The following is an 18,828-nucleotide window of genomic DNA, read 5'->3' on the forward strand; positions in this document are numbered from 1 at the left end:
CGGCCGCGATGGGGAGCGCCCCCCTAGCGCTGCGGGACAGGCCGCCGCCACGGTCGACTATAGCGTGATACGCCAACAACTGGATAAACCCGCAGGTCGCGGCCGGGGACGGTAACCGGCTAGTCGAGGACCAGGCCTTTTCCTTGACCGCGTGCCAGAAGCACGGGATGGATTTCGCCGAACCCGCGGACATTTTCAGCAGGCTGCGGAACGAGAATGAAGCGCTTGTCCTGGTCCAGCGCGGATGCAGTCATGGAGTCGATCAGGACCGTTCCCGGATCCGCCAACGTGGTAAGCCGGGCGGCGAGGTTGACTGTGGGGCCGTAGATGTCCCCGAGCCGGGACAGGATCCTGCCCCAGACCATCGCCACCCGCGCTTCCGGCAGGATCTCGTCTTCGGTGAACGCCTGTGCCAGGGCCAGCGAGATCTCGGCACCGGCAGCCGGCGTTTCCGCGATATACAGGACTTCGTCGCCTACGGTCTTGACCAGCCGCCCGCCGCCAACGGAAATGATCTCGGCGCATTTGTTCTCAAAGCGCTGGACCAGCCGGGCGAGGGTCTTTTCATTCATCCGGCGGGAGAGACTCGTATACGAAACCAGGTCAGCAAAGCCGACAGCGCGGGCCAGCGGCAGCGGGGCGTCGTCTTCGTCCCCGTCGCGGCCTTCTTCGCTGGCCTGCAGGCCGGCCTCGGCGCGCACGGCCAGGCGTTGCACGCCGGCATTGAGCTGCCGCCGCCACGAATAGACCAGCATCTCCTCCAGCGCGTCCAGCAGGGAGGGCAGTTCCTTCACCAGGCGCTTGCGGGCCACAGCGTCGGTGACGCCCTGCTCGTGGACCATGTCCTCCACCAGGGCCTCGATCTGCCAGACCACCATGCGGTCTGTCATCTGTCCGATGGACCGGGTCACGGAGATGGCGGCCTCTTCGGTCAGCACCCCGGTGCGGACCAGATCAACCACGGTGGACAGCGCAGCCTGATCCCGTTCGGTGAAGGCGACGTCTTCGTCGCCGAAGTTCGGGAAGCCGAGGGCACGCCACAGCTTACGGGCAGAAAGGAGGGACAGCCCTGCGCCGGCGGCCACCTCACGGCGCCGCAGCTTCCGTTCGCCGCCCAACAGCCGGGCCTCGAGAGCCTTGGCAGCCACTCGTTCCGGAGAGAGTGTGCCTGTCGCCGGGTGGGCGGCTTCGGGCACGGCGGGAGCCGGCAGGTCCGCTTCGTCCCGCTGGTCCTCATCGTTCATCGTCTCCACCTTCTCTCAACTCCCACGGCAGCACTTCGTCTGTGTAATCCGATATCTCATCAGTCCCCGGGTCCCCGCCCACAGGCAGTTCGTCAATCGCATCCAGCACGAAGTCCCGGAACCGCACTGCTTCCGGGACGTCCTGGATGTTCACCACACCTTGGTACCCGGTTTCCAAGGATATATTCCCGGAGCGCAATATGCGCTGCAGCACCGACTGGTGGACCGTCACGTTGCGGATCGACGCGAGGTTGACCTGCTCGTCCCGGCGCCGCACCATGCCATAGCGGGCAATAATCCGCCGGCTCGTGAGGATGTACCGGGTTGCCTGCCACCGCAGGAGCCGAGGCAGGCAATATGCCAACCATATCCACGCAGCGGCCAAGACGCATGCAAGGACGATCCAGGGTGTCCAGTCAGCGGAAGCCACCGGCACCGGCCGGGTAGCCTCGCCCCGCACGGTCCAGGCACTGGCAAAAGCTGCAGCGGCCGGTGCGGCAATAAAGGCTGCGGCCGGGCCGACCAGCTTCCTCGGCTGCGGGCGGGTGATCGTAATGACCTGCTCGCCCGGCACGAGGCCTTTACGCATAGCCGCTTTCAGCGCCCTGGCCTGGCGGGGTCCACGGGCGCAGGTGGACAACATCGCCGGCGGTGACCACATGCTCGCGGCGATCCTTGTCCACCACCAGCAGTGAGCCGTACTCGTCCAGCCTCGAAGCGTGCCCGATGATCTCGTGGTCACCGGGCAGCTGCGCGCGCACTTGCTTGCCCAGCGTCGCCATGGCGGACTCCACCCGTTTGTGGAGCGAAGGGCCGCCGGCAATCCCGGCGGCGGGGTCGCCGTCGGCATTGCAGAAGCTGCGGTAGAGCACGGCGAAATGGGCGAGGTAGCTCTTGAGCAGCACGGTCCGATCAACAGTCAGCGGTTCTTCCAGGGCAACCGACGTCGCTGTGGGCACCGGGAGTTCCGACGCGGTCAAAGTCACGTTCAGGCCGGTCCCCAAAATGACCGGAGGAACAGAACCGTCCCCCATGGGCCCCAGCTGGGCCAGGATCCCCGCGATCTTGCGGCCACGGACCAGGACATCATTGGGCCACTTGAGCTCGGCCGGAAGGCCCGCGGTCTCAAGAAGCGTCTGCCGCAGCGCCAGCGCGCCCAGCAGTGATAGCCACGAATACGTGTGCGTGGGCAGGGGCCTGCCCTCGGCATTGGCGGGCCGCAGGACCAGGGACACCGACACGGAGCTCAGCGGCGGCGCTTCCCACCGCCGGTCCAGGCGTCCGCGGGCAGCGGTCTGGTACTCGGCTGTCAACACCGACAGGTCCGGCCACTCCTTTGGCTCAACCGTCACCGAGCGCAGGAGGTCCGCGTTGGTGGAACCGGTGGAGTCCACCACCACCACCTTGGCGATGCCGGTGGCCGCCAGGAAATCCTGGTCCGCCAAGGCTCCACGATCCAACGGATTTCCTGGGGTGTGTGCGTCATCCATGGTTGAATCCTATCGACTCAGGCGCCGCCGCTGGCTGTTCCCACAGCCACATGACTGGAACCCGCAGCTCAGAGGAATATGTCCGGAACCAGGCGATCCTCCGCGGCCCCGAGGCTGTACGGACGGAAGTCGGTGACACCCGCCGCGCGGAGCACCTGTTCGTCCGTGTAGAAGTTGCCGCTGGGTGCACCGGCGCCGGCCAGATTGCCGCCGGTCAGGACGGCGTGGGCTGCGTCGGCCATGATCTGTGGTCCGCGCGCGGCCTGGACGATCTCCTGGCCGCCGGGCATGTTCCGGATGGCCGCGGTATCGATGAGGGTGCACGGCCAGAGCGAGTTGACGTTGATTCCGTCGGCCTTGAGTTCTTCGGCAAGGCCCAGCGTGGTGAGGCTCATCCCGTATTTGGCCATGGTGTAGGCCAGGTGCCTGCCTGCCCAGTGGGGGTCAAGGTTCAGGGGCGGCGACAGCGTCAGGATGTGTGCGTGGGCCGATTTGCGCAGGGCGGGCAGTGACAGCTTGGACAGCAGGAACGTGCCGCGGACATTGATGTCCTGCATCAGGTCGTAGCGTTTCATGTCCACGTCGTCGGTGGTGGAGAGATCGATCGCGGATGCATTGTTGAGCACGATGTCGATCCCGCCGAAGCGTTCGACGGCGGCCGCCACGGCTCCTGCGACGTCTTCGTCGCTGCGCACATCACCGACGATTGCCAGGGCGTGGCCCCCGGCGGCCTCCACCTGCTCGGCGGCGCTGAAGACGGTGCCTGCCAGCTTGGCGTGGGGCTGGCCGGTCTTGGCCATCAGGACAATATTGGCACCGTCCTGTGCCGCCCGGGTGGCAATGGCCAGCCCGATGCCGCGGCTGCCGCCGGACATCAGAATGGTGCGGCCCCGAAGGGACCCGGCGGCCTGGTACGGCGTTGCGGCAGTGGACCGTGCGTCGTTGCTGGAAGTCATGGCTCCACTGTAGCCGAGGTATGTTACTGGTGAGTAACATAGGGCTGACCGCTGGAAAGTGCGGAAAATTGTAGGTTTTCTACAGTCGTCCCACACAGATGCGTCATTAGACTAGCCAGCAGGGTTCGTCTTTTGTGTGGAATCTACTTAAATCCCGCACCTGACCTGCCAGTTACCACCGCACGCTGCACCACATTGTTACAGCACCAATCTGCTACAGAGCCGGAGACACTTGATGAGCCACGATCTGACAACGACAGCGGGAAAGATCGCCGATTTCCGCGACCGCCAGGCCCGTGCAGAACAACCCTCCGGCCCCGAAGCCATCGAGAAGCAGCACGCACGCGGCAAGAACACTGCCCGCGAGCGCGTGGACCTGCTGCTGGACGAAGGCTCGTTTGTGGAGCTTGACGCGCTGGCGGTGCACCGCTCCACCGCCTTCGGCATGGAAAAGAAGAAGCCGCTCGGCGACGGGCTGGTCTCGGGCTACGGCACCGTGGACGGGCGTCCCGTTGCCGTCTACAGCCAGGACTTCTCGGTCTACGGCGGATCGTTGAGCCAGGTCAACGGCGAGAAGATCGTCAAGGTCCAGGAATTCGCCCTGCGCAACGGCTGCCCCGTAGTGGGCATCCTCGACGGCGGCGGTGCCCGCATCCAGGAAGGTGTGGCCTCCCTTGCCATGTTTGCCGACATCTTCCGCAATAACGTCCACGCTTCCGGCGTCGTCCCGCAGATCTCGCTCATCATGGGACCGTCAGCCGGCGGCGCGGCCTACTCCCCCGCCCTCACGGACTACGTGGTGATGGTGGACAAGACCTCGCACATGTTCATCACGGGGCCGGACGTCATCAAGACCGTCACGGGCGAAGACGTGGACATGGAAACCCTCGGCGGCGCCCGCCAGCACAATGCCAACACAGGCACCTCCACGTACCTCGCCTCCGACGAAGCCGATGCCATCGATTTCGTCCGCGAGCTGCTGGACTTCCTGCCGTCCAACAACCTCGCCGAGGCCCCGGTGCTGGAGCACCAGCAAGAGCTGGAGATCAACGACGACGACCTCGCCCTGGACACGCTCGTCCCCGACTCTGCCAACCAGCCGTACGACATGCGCACAGTCATCGAACAGATCGTTGACGACGCACACTTCCTGGAGATGCAGTCCCTGTATGCCCCCAACGTCATCATCGGCTACGGCAGGGTTGAGGGACACACCGTGGGGATCGTGGCCAACCAGCCGCTGCAGTTCGCCGGCACGCTGGACATTGCAGCCTCGGAGAAGGCCGCCCGCTTCGTCCGGAACTGCGACGCCTTCAACGTCCCCATCATCACCCTGGTGGATGTGCCCGGCTTCCTGCCCGGCAAGGACCAGGAGTTCCAGGGCATCATCCGCCGCGGCGCCAAGCTGCTGTACGCCTACGCCGAAGCCACTGTCCCCAAGCTGACGGTCATCACCCGCAAGGCTTACGGCGGCGCGTACATCGTGATGGGCTCCAAGAAGCTCGGCGCGGACCTGAACCTGGCGTGGCCCACGGCGCAGATCGGCGTGATGGGTGCCCAGGGCGCCGTCAACATCCTGTACCGCCGCGACCTGGCCGCCGTTGCGGAGGCCGGCGGGGACGTTGAGGCCCGGCGCGCCGAGGTCATCCGCCAGTACGAAGAAGAGTTGCTGAACCCCTACCAGGCCGCCCAGCTGGGCTACGTGGACGCGGTCATCGCACCGTCCGATACCCGGGGCCAGATCATCAGGGGCCTCCGCGCCCTCCGCGACAAGCGGGCGAGCCTGCCCACCAAGAAGCACGGGAACATCCCGCTGTGATCGCGAAAGATCCGCTGGTCGGAGCCCCGTTGGTTGAGCCTGTCGAAACCAATGCGCCCGCCGATGCCCCCGTGCTCTCTGTGGTCAAAGGGCAACCCTCGGCCGAGGAACTCGCGGCGCTGACCGCCGTCGTGCTTTCCCTGGGCAGCGCGGACGCCGTGGCCGACGGGAAGCCCACCGCCCGTGACTGGGTGCGCCGCCAGCAGCTGCGGCTCGCCCCGACGCCGGGTCCCGGCGCCTGGAGGCGGAGCCGGGGTTAGGCTCGTGGGGTGACTACCGAAGCCGCCCCCGCCGCCCGTCCGCACTCCGCCATCGATGCCGTGGCGGATGACTATACCGACACGCTTATCCGCCTGAACCCGTCGCTTGCCACCGAGTTGGGGCTGCCGGGGCATGAGACCGAGTACCCGGATTACTCCCCCGCCGGCATCGCTGGTTTCGCAGCGGAAGCCCGCAAGGCCCTTGCTGCCCTGGAGGGCCTCGCGCCCCAGGACGACGTCGATACCGTCACCCTGGACGCCATGCGGGAACGGCTGGGCCTCCAGCTGGAAATCCACGAGTCCGGCTGGGACGTGGCGGAGCTGAACAACATCGCCTCCCCCGCACAGGACATCCGGGCCATTTTCGACCTGATGCCCACAGACACCGCTGAGCACTGGGAACACATCGCCGGCCGCGCGCTGAACGTCGGGGGCGCCCTCCGCGGCTACACCGAATCACTGCGCCAGGCCCGGGACGCGGGCAAGGTCGCGGCCGAACGCCAGGTTTCAATCGTCATCGAGCAGACCACCAAATACGCCGCCGAAGACGGCTTCTTCGCCAAGCTCACCACCGAGGCCCGGACTGCGGACGGTCCCCTGCCGGGCGAAACGCAGGAAACGCTCGACGCCGGCGCTGCCGCTGCCCGGCGTGCCTACCGGGAGCTCGCGGAGTTCCTCCGCACGGAACTGCTCCCTGCCGCGCCGCAGCAGGACGCAGTTGGCCGGGAACGCTACGCCCTGGCCTCGCGCTCCTTCCTGGGCGCCGCCGTCGACCTCGAAGAGACCTACGCGTGGGGAGTCCAGGAACTCGACCGGCTCATCGCCGAGCAGGAAAATGCTGCGTCCATCATCAAGCAAGGGGCCAGCGTCGAGGAGGCCAAGGACGTCCTCAACAACGACCCTGCCCGCCAACTCAAGGGAACGGAGGCCCTCAAGGCGTGGATGCAGGAACTCTCGGACAAGGCAGTTGCTGAGCTTGCCGGCGTGCACTTCGAGATCCCGGACGTGATGAAGAAGCTTGAATGCCTTATCGCCCCGACCGACGAGGGTGGCATTTACTACACGGGCCCCTCGGATGACTTCAGCCGTCCCGGCCGGATGTGGTGGTCAGTTCCTGCCGGCGAAGACACTTTTACCACCTGGGCCGAAACCACCACGGTCTTCCATGAAGGCGTCCCCGGCCACCACATGCAGGTGGCCACCGCCACCTACCGGCGGGAACTGCTGAACAAGTGGCGGCGCAACATCTGCTGGACCTCCGGCCACGGCGAGGGCTGGGCCCTATACGCCGAAAAGCTTATGCAGGAGCTCGGGTACCTGGCCGATCCTGGCGACCACATGGGCATGCTGGATATGCAGCGGATGCGGGCGGCCCGCGTGGTGTTCGACATCGGCGTCCACCTGGAACTGGAGATCCCCGAACGCTGGGGTAGCGGAACATGGACCCCGGAGGCGGGCTACGAGTTCCTCAAGGAAAACCTGCCCATCAGCGAAGGCCAGCTCAAATTCGAATTCACCCGCTACCTCGGCTGGCCCGGCCAGGCCCCGTCCTACAAAGTGGGACAGCGCCTCTGGGAACAGATCCGGGCCGACCTCGAAACCCGGCCCGGCTTCGACCTCAAGGCCTTCCACACGCGAGCGCTGAACATCGGCTCCGTAGGCCTCGATACCCTCCGCCGGGCGCTGCTCTCTTAGGTCTCTCGTGGCCCCGGCGGGGCCCGCATCCTCGGCGTGCTGCTCCTTCGTCGCTCTGACGCACGCTGCCGGATGCGGCCCCCACCGGTGATTGAGCCTGTCGAAATCCCCTCCTCGGTGAGACTCTTGCCACATCCGGGCTGGGAATAACTTCACAATTGCCTTGTAGGGCGGCGGATTTAGAGGGATTCCCGGGCTTTGAACGCGATTGGGCAGCGTAACATTTCTCAACATCTGTTCGCCGTGATAAGAAACCCGGGCCTAGCGTGTTCTGGTGAGCACTCAAACCCGCACCCCCGAATCCGCAGGAAAGACCGGCTTCCAGCTGCCCACGTGGGCCGGCTCGTTCGGTTTCCAGATCATCGCCGCCCTCATTGTGGGCCTTGGCCTCGGCCTGCTGGCCAAGTACACGGGCAGCACCAAGGCAGAGCCCAACGGTCTCGGCGCCACGCTGCAGACCATCGGCTCCAGCTACGTTTCACTGCTGCAGACCGCGGTGGTTCCGCTGATCTTCACCGCCGTGGTGAGCTCGATCTCGAACCTGCGCCAAGTCTCCAACGCCGCCAAGCTGGCCTGGAACACCCTGCTGTGGTTCGCCATCACGTCCCTGATCGCCGTCGTGATCGGCATCGGCCTCGGCGTGCTCCTGCAGCCCGGCGCCAACACCGGCATCACCCAGGAGGCCAAGTACGCCGGCAAGTCCGGTGACTGGTGGTCCTTCCTGATCGGGCTGTTCCCCAAGAACTTCCTCGGCCTCGGTGCCAGCTCCACCGTGACTGAAAGCGCCACCGCGGCCACCACAGTCAGCACCTCCATCAGCTTCAACGTGCTCCAGATCCTGGTGATTGCCATCGCCGTCGGCGTCGCCGCCCTCAAGGTCGGCAAGGCTGCCGAGCCGTTCCTGAACCTCAACGCTTCGGCGCTGGCCGTCATCCAGAAGGTCCTCTGGTGGATCATCCGCATCGCCCCGCTCGGCACGGTGGGACTGATCGGCAACGCCGCGGCCGTATACGGCTGGGACACCATCGGCGCGCTCGGCAAGTTCACCTTCGCCATCTACGTTGGCCTGGCCCTGGTGCTGTTTGTGGTTTACCCGACGCTGATCCGCTCGCACGGCCTGTCCGTGAAGCAGTACTTCTCCGGGGTATGGCCCGCCGTGCAGCTCGCGTTTGTGTCCCGCTCCTCGATCGGAACCCTGCCGCTGACCCAGCGCGTCACCGAGCGCAGCCTGGGTGTTCCCCGCGCCTACGCTTCCTTCGCCGTACCCCTGGGGGCCACCACCAAGATGGACGGCTGCGCCGCGATCTACCCCGCGATCTCCGCCATCTTTGTGGCCCAGTTCTTCGGCGTCCAGCTGGAAGCCAGCCACTACCTCCTCATCGCGCTCGTCTCGGTTCTCGGTTCCGCCGCAACGGCCGGCACCACCGGCGCAGTCGTAATGCTCACCCTGACGCTCTCCACGCTGGGGCTGCCCCTGGCCGGCGTGGGACTCCTGCTGGCGATCGATCCCGTCCTGGACATGGGCCGCACCGCGGTCAACGTCGCGGGCCAGGCACTGGTCCCCACCATCGTGGCCAAACGGCAGGGCATGCTCGACGAGGCGCTCTACAACGCACCCCGCAACGGCACTCCGTTTGTGGACGACGACGCCGACTCCTCCGCCGCGGATCCTTCCGCCATCGCCGGAGGTACTGACTCTCCGGAAGCCGGACGCGAACTGGCCGACGCGAAGGCCTGACCCACAGCTCGAACAGCAAACAGGAGAAGTCCCCGGGAAGTGCTCCCGGGGACTTCTCCTTATTCTGTGCCGGGATTCGCTCAGCCCGGCCTCTTGTTAGCGGCCGCCACCTCCGATGACTCCGTTCTGGACCGCCTTGGTCACGGCGTCGGCCTCGGCCTGGGTCAGCTTGCCGTCGGTGACGGCCTGGTCCAGGCGCGTCTTCAGGGCCGCGGCGCGATCTGCCTGCTTGGCGGTGCGCAGCTCTTCAAGCGCCGCCGTGACCTTGGCCTCGTCGATGCCGAGCGTCGCCGCGAGGGACTTCGCGAGCTCGGCCTGCTTCGCGGCCGGGTCCGGCCGGGTTCCTTCAGTTCCGTCGGCCGGCGGGGTGGTGGGCTTGTTGGCCTCGCGGTAGGCCTTCAGGGCCTCCGTCACCTTGGCCTCGTCCACGCCCAGCTTGGTGGCAAGTTCCGCTGCGTCCACGCCGCGGAAGCCGCCGTGGCCATGGCCGCCCCGCAAGCCCTTCCCTTCAGCTGGGGCAGTGCCGGTGCTCCCGTCGGCTGAGGCGCTTGAGCTGGCGCTGGGGGTGGGCGTCGGCGTCGTGGTTGCGGACGCCATGCCGGCGACGCCGATCCCGGCGCCAAGGGCCAGCGCGGTGCCCGTGAGGCCAAGGGCAATTCTCTTTGTGCGTACCATTCTTGTCTCCTGGATCTGCCGTCCGGTGACGGCTGGTGAAGATGTCCCAGACGGGACTCTTCCAGTCTTCGGCGGCAGGTTCAGGCTCAGCTGTCGGGAACCTTTCATCTTCCTGTGAATCAACTTGCGCGGCGTGCAAACTTGCACGTAGTGTAATTTAATGCCCGAACTTCTCTCGCGCCGTGAGCTGAACAAAGCCGCCACCCGCCAGGCCATCACCGATGCCGCTTTGACCCTGCTGCGCGCCCGGGGACCCGGGAATTTCACGGTGGAAGACATCGCCGAATCTGCCGGGGTCTCGCGCCGCACCTTCTTCAACTACTTCAGCAGCACCGAGGCCGCGCTGGCCTCCATGACGCACGGGTTCCTGGACAACGCCCTTCAGCAGTTCCGGCAGCGGCCCACCGACGAGCCCATCCTCGAATCGGCGCGCGCTGCCCTGATGCAGCTGGCCGACCCCATGACGGTGGCGCCGCTGGCTGAACTCTTCACCTTCACCCAGGACAACGCGGTCCTGTCCCGGTCCGAACTTGAGGCGTGGGACCACTGCACCGAAGAGATCATCACCGCGGCCCGGGAGCGCTTCGCCGGAACCCCGGGCGCCGTCGTCGACGAACTGTACCTGCGCGCCCTCGCAGGCTCCGTCATCTCCTGCGGGAAGGCGGCCATGGACGTGTGGTTCGCCCGATGCGGCGCCGATCTCTCCCCCGCATCACTCGCTGTGCTGCGGCAACTGCTCATTGACGCCATGGGCCACCTCGGCTCCGGCTTCGGCAGCCCCGTTCCGGCAGCCAGCCCCTCCGCGACGTCCACAACCGCCACTACCCACCTCAACAAAGAACGGCTCTGACATGGCCCTGCTGCTCTACCGCCTCGGCAAGTTCTCCTACCGCCACCGCTGGCTGGTTATTTCGCTCTGGCTCGCGGCGCTCGTGGCCGTCGGCGGCTCAGCAGCGGCCTTCCACGGCACGCTGTCCAACAACTTCCAGATTCCGGGCACTGAGACGCAGCGGATCGCGGACAAGCTGAAGCAGGAACTGCCGGCAGCGTCGGGCGGCTCTGCCACGATCGTCTTTGAAGCCCCGGAAGGCGGCTTTACTGACGGAAGCCGCGCCGCCGTCACTGCCTCCCTCACCAAGCTTGGGGAACTGCCTGACGTCAAGGCCACGGTGGATCCGTTCGACACGCAGGCCCAGCTGGACCAGGCCGGGCATGAAATCGCCGACGGCGAGCAGCAGCTCACCGCGGGCAAGGCCCGCCTCGATGCCTCACGTGCCGAGCTCGACGCCGGCACCGCGCAGCTGAACGACGCGGAACAGCAGCTCGCCGCCGGCGGCGCAACCCCAGCCATGGTCGAGGCCAAGCTCGGAGCGCAGATGGCCGCCCTGGCACAGGGCCAGGCGCAGCTCGACGCCGGCACACAGGAGTGGGAGGACGCCAAGGCCAAGCTCGATCTGGGCAAGCGGCAGGCGGAGGCATCCGGCGGGATCCGGTTTGTCTCGGCGGACGGCCAGGCTGCCGTGGCACAGGTGCAGTTCAACACCTCCATCAACGCCCTCACCCCGGCGGTGCGCCAGCAGGTCCAGGACATCGCGCATGAGACTTCGTCCGTGGGCGTGACGGCGCTGGCCAGCAAGGAAATCACCGAAGACATTTCAGAACTCTTCGGCACGGCCGAAATCATCGGCATCGGTGTGGCGGCCCTGGTCCTGATCCTGATGCTGGGGACGCTCATTGCCGCGGGCCTGCCGCTGCTGATGGCCGTCATCGGCGTCGGTGTCGGCGTGGGCATCACGTTCGCCCTGTCCGGCGCCTTCGAGATGAGCTCCATCTCCCCCATGCTCGCGCTGATGCTTGGCCTCGCCGTGGGCATTGACTACTCCCTGTTCATCGTCAACCGGCACCGGACCCAGCTGCTGGCAGGCATGGACCCCGAGGAATCCGTGGCACGCGCCACCGGAACCTCGGGCAACGCCGTGCTTTTTGCCGGCCTGACGGTCATCATCGCCCTGGCCGCCCTGGTGGTGCCCGGGTTGCCGTTCCTGAGCGTGATGGGCCTGGCAGCTGCCGGCACCGTCGCGGTGGCCGTCCTGGTGGCGCTCACCCTGACCCCGGCCCTGCTGTCCCTGATCGGCCGGCGCATCATTTCCCGGCGGGCCTGGGCCAAGGCCGAGGCCCACAACGCCGAGGCCGGCCACGAGGTTGCCGACGAGGCCAAGGATGAGGAAAACAGCACCCGGGGCTGGGGCGGCCTGGTTACCAGGCACCCCGTCGTGGCGCTCGTCGCCGGCGTACTCGTGCTGGGAACGCTGGCCCTGCCCGCCGCGCAGCTCCAGTTGGCACTGCCCGACGGCGGCTCCGAACCGGTGGACTCCGAGGCCTACCAGGCCTATGACGTCACCGCCCGCAGCTTCGGCGAAGGCGTCACCGGACCCATTGTGGTGGTGGGTGAATTCCCAGCCGGCCTGGACGAAGCCCAGGCCCAGGAACTGCAGTATGACGTCGCGGACCTGATCCGGGGCGTGGACAACGTGGTGGCAACAGTGCCCGTGGCACTGAGTGAAGACGGCCGCACCGCCGTGTTCCAGGTCATCCCGGCAGAGGGGCCCGCCAAGGCCGGCACAGTGCAGGTGGTGAGCGAACTCCGCGAACGCGGCACCCAGATCCAGGCCGAAACGGGGGTCACCATCGGCCTGACCGGGCAGACCGCCGGCAACATCGACGTCTCCACAAAACTCGGTGACGCCCTGCCGCCGTACCTGGCGATCGTCGTCGGGCTTTCCCTCATCCTGCTGCTGCTGGTATTCCGCTCCATCGTGGTTCCCCTCCTGGCAACCGGCGGTTTCCTGCTGTCCCTGGCCGCCGCGTTCGGCCTGGTGGTGGCCGTCTACCAGTGGGGCTGGCTGGGCGGCGTGTTCGACGTCGCCAATCCCGGCGCGGTGCTGAGCTTCCTGCCGATCATCCTGATCGGTGTGCTGTTCGGCCTGGCGATGGACTACCAGGTGTTCATCGCGTCCGGCATGCGTGAGTCCTATATGCATGGCGCGCCGGCCAAGAAGGCCGTACGCATCGGCTTCAGCCATGCCGGCGCCGTGGTGACCGCCGCGGCGATCATCATGGTCAGTGTGTTCGCCGGCTTCATCTTCAGCCACCTGACCATGGTCCGGCCGCTGGGTTTCGCCATGGCGTTCGGTGTGCTGCTGGACGCGTTTGTGGTCCGCATGACCATCGTCCCTGCTGTGATGTACCTGCTCGGCGAGAAGACCTGGTGGCTGCCGAAATGGCTGGACCGGATCCTCCCGGATGTGGACGTGGAGGGCGCCCGGCTGGAACGCCGCGAAAACGAGCCGCAGAAGCTGACCGAGCCCGTCCACTAGGCTAAAGCGGTGACCCGCCTCATCCTCGCCTCCCAGTCCCCCGCCCGCACCAAGCTCCTGGCCGACGCCGGTATCCGGCACTCCGTGCTGGTCTCCGACGTGGACGAGGACGCGGTCCAGGCGCGCTACGGCGTCACGGATCCGCACGATACCGCGCTGCTGCTGGCCCGCGCCAAGGCCGAGGCGGTAGCCGCGTTGCCGGAAGCGGAGGGCGCGCTGGTCATTGGCTGCGACTCCGTCTTCGAGTTCGACGGCGAGGCGCACGGCAAACCGTACACGGCCGCCGTCGCCCGCGAACGGATGCTGCGGATGAGCGGCAACAGCGGTGTCCTGCACACCGGGCACTGGCTGGTGGACTGCCGCGCGACGGCAGCCGATGACGAGCCCGCCGAGATAGGCACCGACGCAGCGGCCGACGGCGGCAGCCCGGCACCGGGATCCGGCGCCACGCTCGGGGCGGTCGCCTCCGCCGAGGTCCACTTCACGGAGATGGATCCGGAAGAGATCGACGCGTACATCGCCACGGGCGAACCGCTGCACTGCGCCGGCTCTTTCACCATAGACGGCCTGGGCGGGGCGTTCATCCGGAAGGTGGACGGGGACCCGCACGCCGTCGTCGGGCTGTCAGTCTCCACGCTGCGCGGTCTCCTCGGGCACGCAAACGTACGCATCACGGACCTGTGGTCCGCCGAATAATTGCGGCGATTTTCCGACCAATTGTAGGTTCCCTACAAAGCTGCGCCCGTTTACACGCGGAAACCGCAAGTAATATCGGCGGAACCCACAAAATCGCGCTAGGCTCCCTGAAGGAAAGAAGGAGACGCCTTGTCAGCAAATTTGGAGCAGTCCGCTAGTCCCGTGCAATCGAACCTCACCAAGGTGCTGATCGCAAACCGAGGCGAAATCGCAGTGCGCATCATCCGCGCGGCTCGCGACGAGGGCATTGCCTCCGTGGCTGTCTACGCTGATCCGGACCGCGACGCGCTCCATGTCAGGCTGGCCGACGAGGCCTACTCCCTCGGTGGCAACACCGCCGCGGAGTCCTACCTGGTGATGGACAAGATCATTGACGTTGCCCGCCAGTCCGGTGCCGACGGCATCCATCCCGGTTATGGCTTCCTCGCCGAAAACGCCGAGTTCGCCACCAAGGTCATCGCGGCCGGCATCACCTGGATCGGCCCGTCCCCCGAGGCCATCTCGGCCCTCGGCGACAAGGTGCAGGCCCGCCACATCGCGGAGAAAGTGGGCGCACCCCAGGTCCCCGGCACCGCCGATCCTGTGCAGTCCGCCGAGGAAATCCTCGAGTTCGTGGACAAGTTCGGCCTGCCCGTGGCCATTAAGGCAGCCTTCGGCGGCGGCGGCCGCGGCATCAAGGTGGCCCGCACCCGCGAAGAAATCCCGGAGCTCTTCGAGTCTGCCGTCCGTGAGGCCACTGCAGCCTTCGGCCGCGGCGAGTGCTTCATCGAACGCTTCCTGGACGCCCCTCGCCACGTCGAAACGCAGTGCCTCGCGGACGCCCACGGCAACGTCGTGGTCATCTCCACGCGTGACTGCTCGCTGCAGCGCCGCAACCAGAAGCTCGTTGAAGAAGCACCTGCCCCGTTCCTCACCGAAGAGCAGAACCGCCGCCTCTACGAATCCTCCAAGGCGATCCTGAAGGAAGCCGGTTACCTCGGCGCCGGAACCTGCGAGTTCCTGGTTGGCCAGGACGGCACCATATCCTTCCTCGAGGTCAACACCCGCCTCCAGGTGGAGCACTGCGTCTCCGAAGAGGTCACGGGGATCGACCTGGTCCGCGAACAGTTCCGGCTGGCGCGCGGCGAGGAGCTCGGCTACGGCGACCCCGAGGTCCGCGGCCACTCGTTCGAATTCCGCATCACCGGCGAGGACCCGGGCCGCAACTTCATGCCCGCCCCCGGCACCATCACCACCCTGAAGAACCCCACAGGCCCCGGCATCCGGATCGACTCCGGCGTGGAGGAGGGCGATGTCATCAGCGGCAACTTCGACTCGATGCTCTCCAAGCTGATCGTCACCGGCGCCACCCGCGCCCAGGCCCTGCAGCGTTCGCGGCGCGCCTTGGAGGAAATGGTGGTGGGGGGCATCCCCACTGTTATCCCGTTCGACCTCGCCGTAGTTTCGGACCCGGCTTTTGCGCCCGCGGAAGGGCCTTTCAGCATCCACACCCGCTGGATTGAAACCGAATTCGTCAACAACATTCCCGCCTGGACGCCGGACGGAACCGCTGAAGCCAGTGGCGACGCCGGTGAACGCCAGCGCGTGGTGGTTGAAGTGGGGGGCAAGCGCCTCGAGGTTGTCCTGCCGGCCTCCCTTGGTTCGATCGGGGTGGGTCCCGCCGCCGGCGCGAAGTCCAACAAATCCAAGAAACGCCTCCGTTCAGGCGGAGCGGCTGCGGCCGCCGGCGGCGACGCGCTGACCTCCCCGATGCAGGGCACCATCGTCAAGGTTGCCGTGGCCAACGGCGACGTTGTGTCCGAGGGTGACCTGGTGGTGGTTCTCGAAGCGATGAAGATGGAACAGCCCCTGACCGCGCACCGTTCCGGCATCATCACCGGACTCAGCGCAGTGGCCGGTGAGACGGTTTCGGCCGGTGCCGTCATCGCCACGATCGAAGACTAGACCCTGCCGGAGGCCCCCATGCTCGCACCCAGTTTTGAAGAAGAAGTAGACCGCTACCACCTGGCGGTTCCGGAAATCACCCGCGGGAATCCCGGTGCCGTCAAGGACCTGTATTCCAGGCTCGACGACGTCACGCTGGCCAACCCGTTCGGCGGCATCGCACGTGGCTGGGCCCAGGTGGAGGCCCGGCTGGACCAGGCATCCCGGCAGTTCCAGGACGGCGAGATGCTCGGGTTCGACACCATCACGTCCTACACCGCACGCGACACGGCCTACCTGGTGGAAACGGAACACTTCCGTGCCCGGCTGGAGAGCGCCGCAGCGCCAGAGGAATTCGCGCTCCGTGTGACCAGCATCTTCCGGCGCGAAGAAGGCTACTGGAAGCTGGTCCACCGCCACGCAGACCCGGCCGCGCAGCCGCAGTCCCGGCGATCCTTCGCGCAGCCTGCCAGCCACTGACAGCAGTCGTGCCTACGGCGCCGGGGCTGTGCTCCGGCGCCAACCGCAGGCTGGCGCTGCGTCCTCTGGCGTTGAGCTGGGGCGAAAGGCACACTTAGCGTGTGAAGCCTTTCCTCCTCCTTGCCACCCGGGCTGAAGACGCCGCCGCCGAGGAAGAGTATGAGGCGTACCTGACGTATGGCGGGCTGACCCCTTCGCAGCTGAGGCGTGTCCGGCTTGAGGCCGCTCCCCTGCCGCAACTGGACCTGAACGATTACTCGGCGGTGATTGTGGGCGGCAGTCCCTTCACGTCCAGCGATCCGGCAGACCACAAGAGCGAAACCCAGCACCGGGTGGAGCGGGAACTGGCCGGGCTGCTGGACCGGATCGTGGCCCAGGACTTTCCATTCCTGGGCGCATGCTACGGGGTGGGGACTCTGGGCAGGCACCAGGGCGCCCTGATCGACAGGACCTTCGGCGAACAGCTGGGCGGGGTGGAAATCGAGCTGACGGAGGCGGGGCTCACGGATCCGCTCCTGTACGGGATGCCACGGCGTTTCACCGCCTTCACCGGGCACAAGGAGGCTTGCACCAGATTGCCCTCCCACGCGGTGCTGCTGGCATCCTCCCAGGCCTGCCCCGTCCACATGTTCCGCATCAAGCAGAACCTGTACGCCACGCAGTTCCACCCTGAGCTGGACGCGGAGGGCCTGGTGACCCGGATCGACATCTACCGCCACGCCGGCTACTTCCCGCCGGAGTCCGCCGAGGAACTCATGGCGGACGCGCGGACGTACACCGCCACCGAGCCCATGAAGATCCTCCGCAACTTCGTGGACCGCTACGCCAACTGAGCCTGCGGACGGGTGGCGAGCGCCGCCGCCGTGCGTTCCTCCGCGGTTGGTCCCGTCCGGACACAGCAAGGCCCGGCACGCTCCCCGCAATAACGGGGAACACGCCGGGCATTTCTGTCAGCAACCGGGCTGGAACGCCCGACGGCGGGGCCTCAGGCTACGTTGTTCTCGTAGTCCAGGTCGCGGGTTTCCTTGCTCACGAACAGCGCAATCAGCGTCAGCACCGACATCGCGGTCAGGTAGACACCCACCAGGACCGGGCTGCCGTCGGCCAGCTCCCAGAGCGCGACGGCGATGAACGGAGCCACGGCAGCACCCAGGATGCTGGACACGTTGTAACTGACGGCGGATCCCGTGTAGCGCACATTGGTGGGGAACAGTTCCGGCAGCAGCGCACCCATGGGGCCGAACGTGAGGCCCATCAGGGAGAAGCCGATGACCAACAGGGCCATGGTGCCCACGAAGCCGCCGCTGAACAGCGGGACGAACAGGAGGCCGAAAACGAAGATGCCGCCGGTGACGGACAGCAGCATCTTGCGGCGGCCGTATTTCTCCGCCAGCGGTCCGGAAACCAGGGTGAAGATGCCGAAGAAGACAACGCCGGCAATCAGCATCCAGAGGAAGTCGTTGCGGGTGAAGCCCAGGCCGGGAACAAATGCTGCCGCGGCGGCCTCGGACATCGGCTTGCCGGCCTTCTCGGCCGCAGCCCTGGCGGCATCCACGTTGGAGGCACGGGTGCCGTAGGTCAGCGTGAACGTGGTCATCAGGTAGAAGAGCACGTACGTGGCGAGCATGATGAACGTGCCCAGGATGAGCGGACGCCAGCTGGTCTTGAAGACCCGGGCCAGCGGCAGCTTGGCCACCTCATTGGATTCGAGCACCTTGGTGAAGGCAGGCGTTTCGATCAGCTTGAGGCGGACGTACAGGCCGATGATCACCATGACGGCGCTGAGCAGGAACGGCACGCGCCAGCCCCAGGCCAGGAAGTCGGCCGGTGTCAGTGTATAGCTGGCCACCAGGAAGATCACGTTGGCGATGATGAAGCCGATGGGTGCACCGAGCTGCGGGAACGTGCCGTAGATGGCGCGCTTGTTGGCCGGGGCGTTTTCGGTGGCCAGCAGGGCCGCGCCGCTCCATTCGCCGCCGAGGGCGAGGCCCTGGGCGAAGCGCATAACAACGAGCAGTGCCGGAGCCCAGAATTGCCAGCCCGGGACCAGCGCGGTGGGCAGGCAGCCGATCAGGAAGGTGGCAATGCCCATGGTCAGCAGCGAGGCCACCAGGGTGCCCTTGCGGCCGAACTTGTCGCCGAAGTGGCCAAAGACGATGGATCCCAGCGGGCGGGCCACGAAGGCCACCCCGAAGACAGCGAAGGAGCTGAGCAGCTGGGTGGTCTCGTTCTGGTTGGGGAAGAACAGCGCCGGGAAGACCAGCACGGCGGCGGTGGCGTAGACGTAGAAATCGTAGAACTCAACGGTGGTGCCGATCAGGCTGGCCACAATCACGCGGCCGCGTGAGTTCACCGCCTTGGGGGATCCTTGCTCCGCGGTGGTTTGCGTAGATGACATATGAACACTTTCCTGAGAACCGGCCGGGCCTGGTGAGACCCGGCGCACAGTAGTTAGAGTTCGATACTAGTTCCAGC

Annotated in this window: 16 protein-coding genes; 10 read left to right on the forward strand and 6 right to left on the reverse strand. The window is 66.5% G+C overall.

Features of this window, described 5'->3' with window-relative positions; genetic code table 11:
- Nucleotides 1–119: 119 nt before the first annotated feature.
- The 4 genes from ACX80X_RS00925 to ACX80X_RS00940 all read right to left on the reverse strand — a co-directional run bounded on the left by ACX80X_RS00925 (nt 120) and on the right by ACX80X_RS00940 (nt 3,690).
- Nucleotides 120–1,244, reverse strand: a complete 1,125-nt coding sequence (locus tag ACX80X_RS00925) for an adenylate/guanylate cyclase domain-containing protein (RefSeq protein WP_252601144.1) — start codon at nt 1,242–1,244, stop codon at nt 120–122.
- Complete coding sequence (locus ACX80X_RS00930; RefSeq protein WP_459310960.1) at nt 1,234–1,833, reverse strand: PH domain-containing protein; 600 nt, start codon at nt 1,831–1,833, stop codon at nt 1,234–1,236. The genes ACX80X_RS00925 and ACX80X_RS00930 overlap by 11 nt, the downstream gene beginning before the upstream one ends.
- Complete coding sequence (locus ACX80X_RS00935; RefSeq protein WP_459310962.1) at nt 1,826–2,734, reverse strand: biotin--[acetyl-CoA-carboxylase] ligase; 909 nt, start codon at nt 2,732–2,734, stop codon at nt 1,826–1,828. Before ACX80X_RS00935 ends, ACX80X_RS00930 begins: the two co-directional genes overlap by 8 nt.
- 68 nt (nt 2,735–2,802) lie before the next feature.
- The gene (locus ACX80X_RS00940) at nt 2,803–3,690 is read right to left on the reverse strand and encodes an SDR family oxidoreductase (RefSeq protein WP_252601140.1); all 888 of its coding nucleotides are present in this window, start codon (nt 3,688–3,690) and stop codon (nt 2,803–2,805) included.
- A gap of 235 nt (nt 3,691–3,925) precedes the next feature.
- On the opposite strand from ACX80X_RS00940, the gene ACX80X_RS00945 reads away from it, so the two are divergent.
- The 4 genes from ACX80X_RS00945 to ACX80X_RS00960 all read left to right on the forward strand — a co-directional run bounded on the left by ACX80X_RS00945 (nt 3,926) and on the right by ACX80X_RS00960 (nt 9,202).
- Complete coding sequence (locus ACX80X_RS00945; protein WP_252601138.1) at nt 3,926–5,509, forward strand: acyl-CoA carboxylase subunit beta; 1,584 nt, start codon at nt 3,926–3,928, stop codon at nt 5,507–5,509.
- Complete coding sequence (locus ACX80X_RS00950; protein WP_252566216.1) at nt 5,506–5,769, forward strand: acyl-CoA carboxylase subunit epsilon; 264 nt, start codon at nt 5,506–5,508, stop codon at nt 5,767–5,769. Before ACX80X_RS00945 ends, ACX80X_RS00950 begins: the two co-directional genes overlap by 4 nt.
- 9 nt (nt 5,770–5,778) lie before the next feature.
- Entirely contained in the window at nt 5,779–7,464 is a 1,686-nt protein-coding gene (locus tag ACX80X_RS00955) for a DUF885 domain-containing protein (protein ID WP_252601137.1), read from the forward strand.
- A gap of 274 nt (nt 7,465–7,738) precedes the next feature.
- A complete protein-coding gene (locus ACX80X_RS00960) occupies nt 7,739–9,202 on the forward strand; it encodes a dicarboxylate/amino acid:cation symporter (RefSeq protein WP_252601135.1) in 1,464 nt (487 codons plus the stop codon).
- 96 nt (nt 9,203–9,298) lie between these two features.
- On the opposite strand, the gene ACX80X_RS00965 is transcribed toward ACX80X_RS00960, so the two are convergent.
- Complete coding sequence (locus tag ACX80X_RS00965; RefSeq protein WP_459310964.1) at nt 9,299–9,877, reverse strand: hypothetical protein; 579 nt, start codon at nt 9,875–9,877, stop codon at nt 9,299–9,301.
- A 160-nt stretch (nt 9,878–10,037) separates the two neighbouring features.
- Between ACX80X_RS00965 and ACX80X_RS00970 the strand changes: the two genes are divergently transcribed.
- From ACX80X_RS00970 to ACX80X_RS00995, 6 genes are all read left to right on the forward strand, one after another.
- The gene (locus ACX80X_RS00970; protein WP_252601132.1) at nt 10,038–10,727 is read left to right on the forward strand and encodes a TetR/AcrR family transcriptional regulator; all 690 of its coding nucleotides are present in this window, start codon (nt 10,038–10,040) and stop codon (nt 10,725–10,727) included.
- Nucleotide 10,728: 1 nt separating this feature from the next.
- Nucleotides 10,729–13,254 carry an MMPL family transporter gene (locus ACX80X_RS00975; protein ID WP_459310966.1) on the forward strand — a complete coding sequence of 842 codons (2,526 nt, stop codon included), beginning with the start codon at nt 10,729–10,731 and terminating at the stop codon, nt 13,252–13,254.
- A 9-nt stretch (nt 13,255–13,263) separates the two neighbouring features.
- Nucleotides 13,264–13,950, forward strand: coding sequence for a Maf family protein (locus ACX80X_RS00980; protein WP_252601128.1), 687 nt, complete (start codon nt 13,264–13,266; stop codon nt 13,948–13,950).
- Nucleotides 13,951–14,079: 129 nt separating this feature from the next.
- Entirely contained in the window at nt 14,080–15,894 is a 1,815-nt protein-coding gene (locus ACX80X_RS00985; RefSeq protein ID WP_252613700.1) for an acetyl/propionyl/methylcrotonyl-CoA carboxylase subunit alpha, read from the forward strand.
- Nucleotides 15,895–15,912: 18 nt separating this feature from the next.
- Entirely contained in the window at nt 15,913–16,353 is a 441-nt protein-coding gene (locus tag ACX80X_RS00990; protein WP_058929593.1) for a YybH family protein, read from the forward strand.
- 101 nt (nt 16,354–16,454) lie between these two features.
- Nucleotides 16,455–17,186 (forward strand): glutamine amidotransferase, encoded by a 732-nt coding sequence (locus ACX80X_RS00995; protein ID WP_252601124.1) that lies wholly within the window; start codon nt 16,455–16,457, stop codon nt 17,184–17,186.
- A 152-nt stretch (nt 17,187–17,338) separates the two neighbouring features.
- Here the strand turns inward: ACX80X_RS00995 and ACX80X_RS01000 are convergent, their stop codons facing one another.
- Entirely contained in the window at nt 17,339–18,751 is a 1,413-nt protein-coding gene (locus tag ACX80X_RS01000; protein WP_252601121.1) for an MFS transporter, read from the reverse strand.
- Nucleotides 18,752–18,828: the final 77 nt, after the last annotated feature.

Source organism: Pseudarthrobacter sp. MDT3-1, assembly GCF_054510755.1.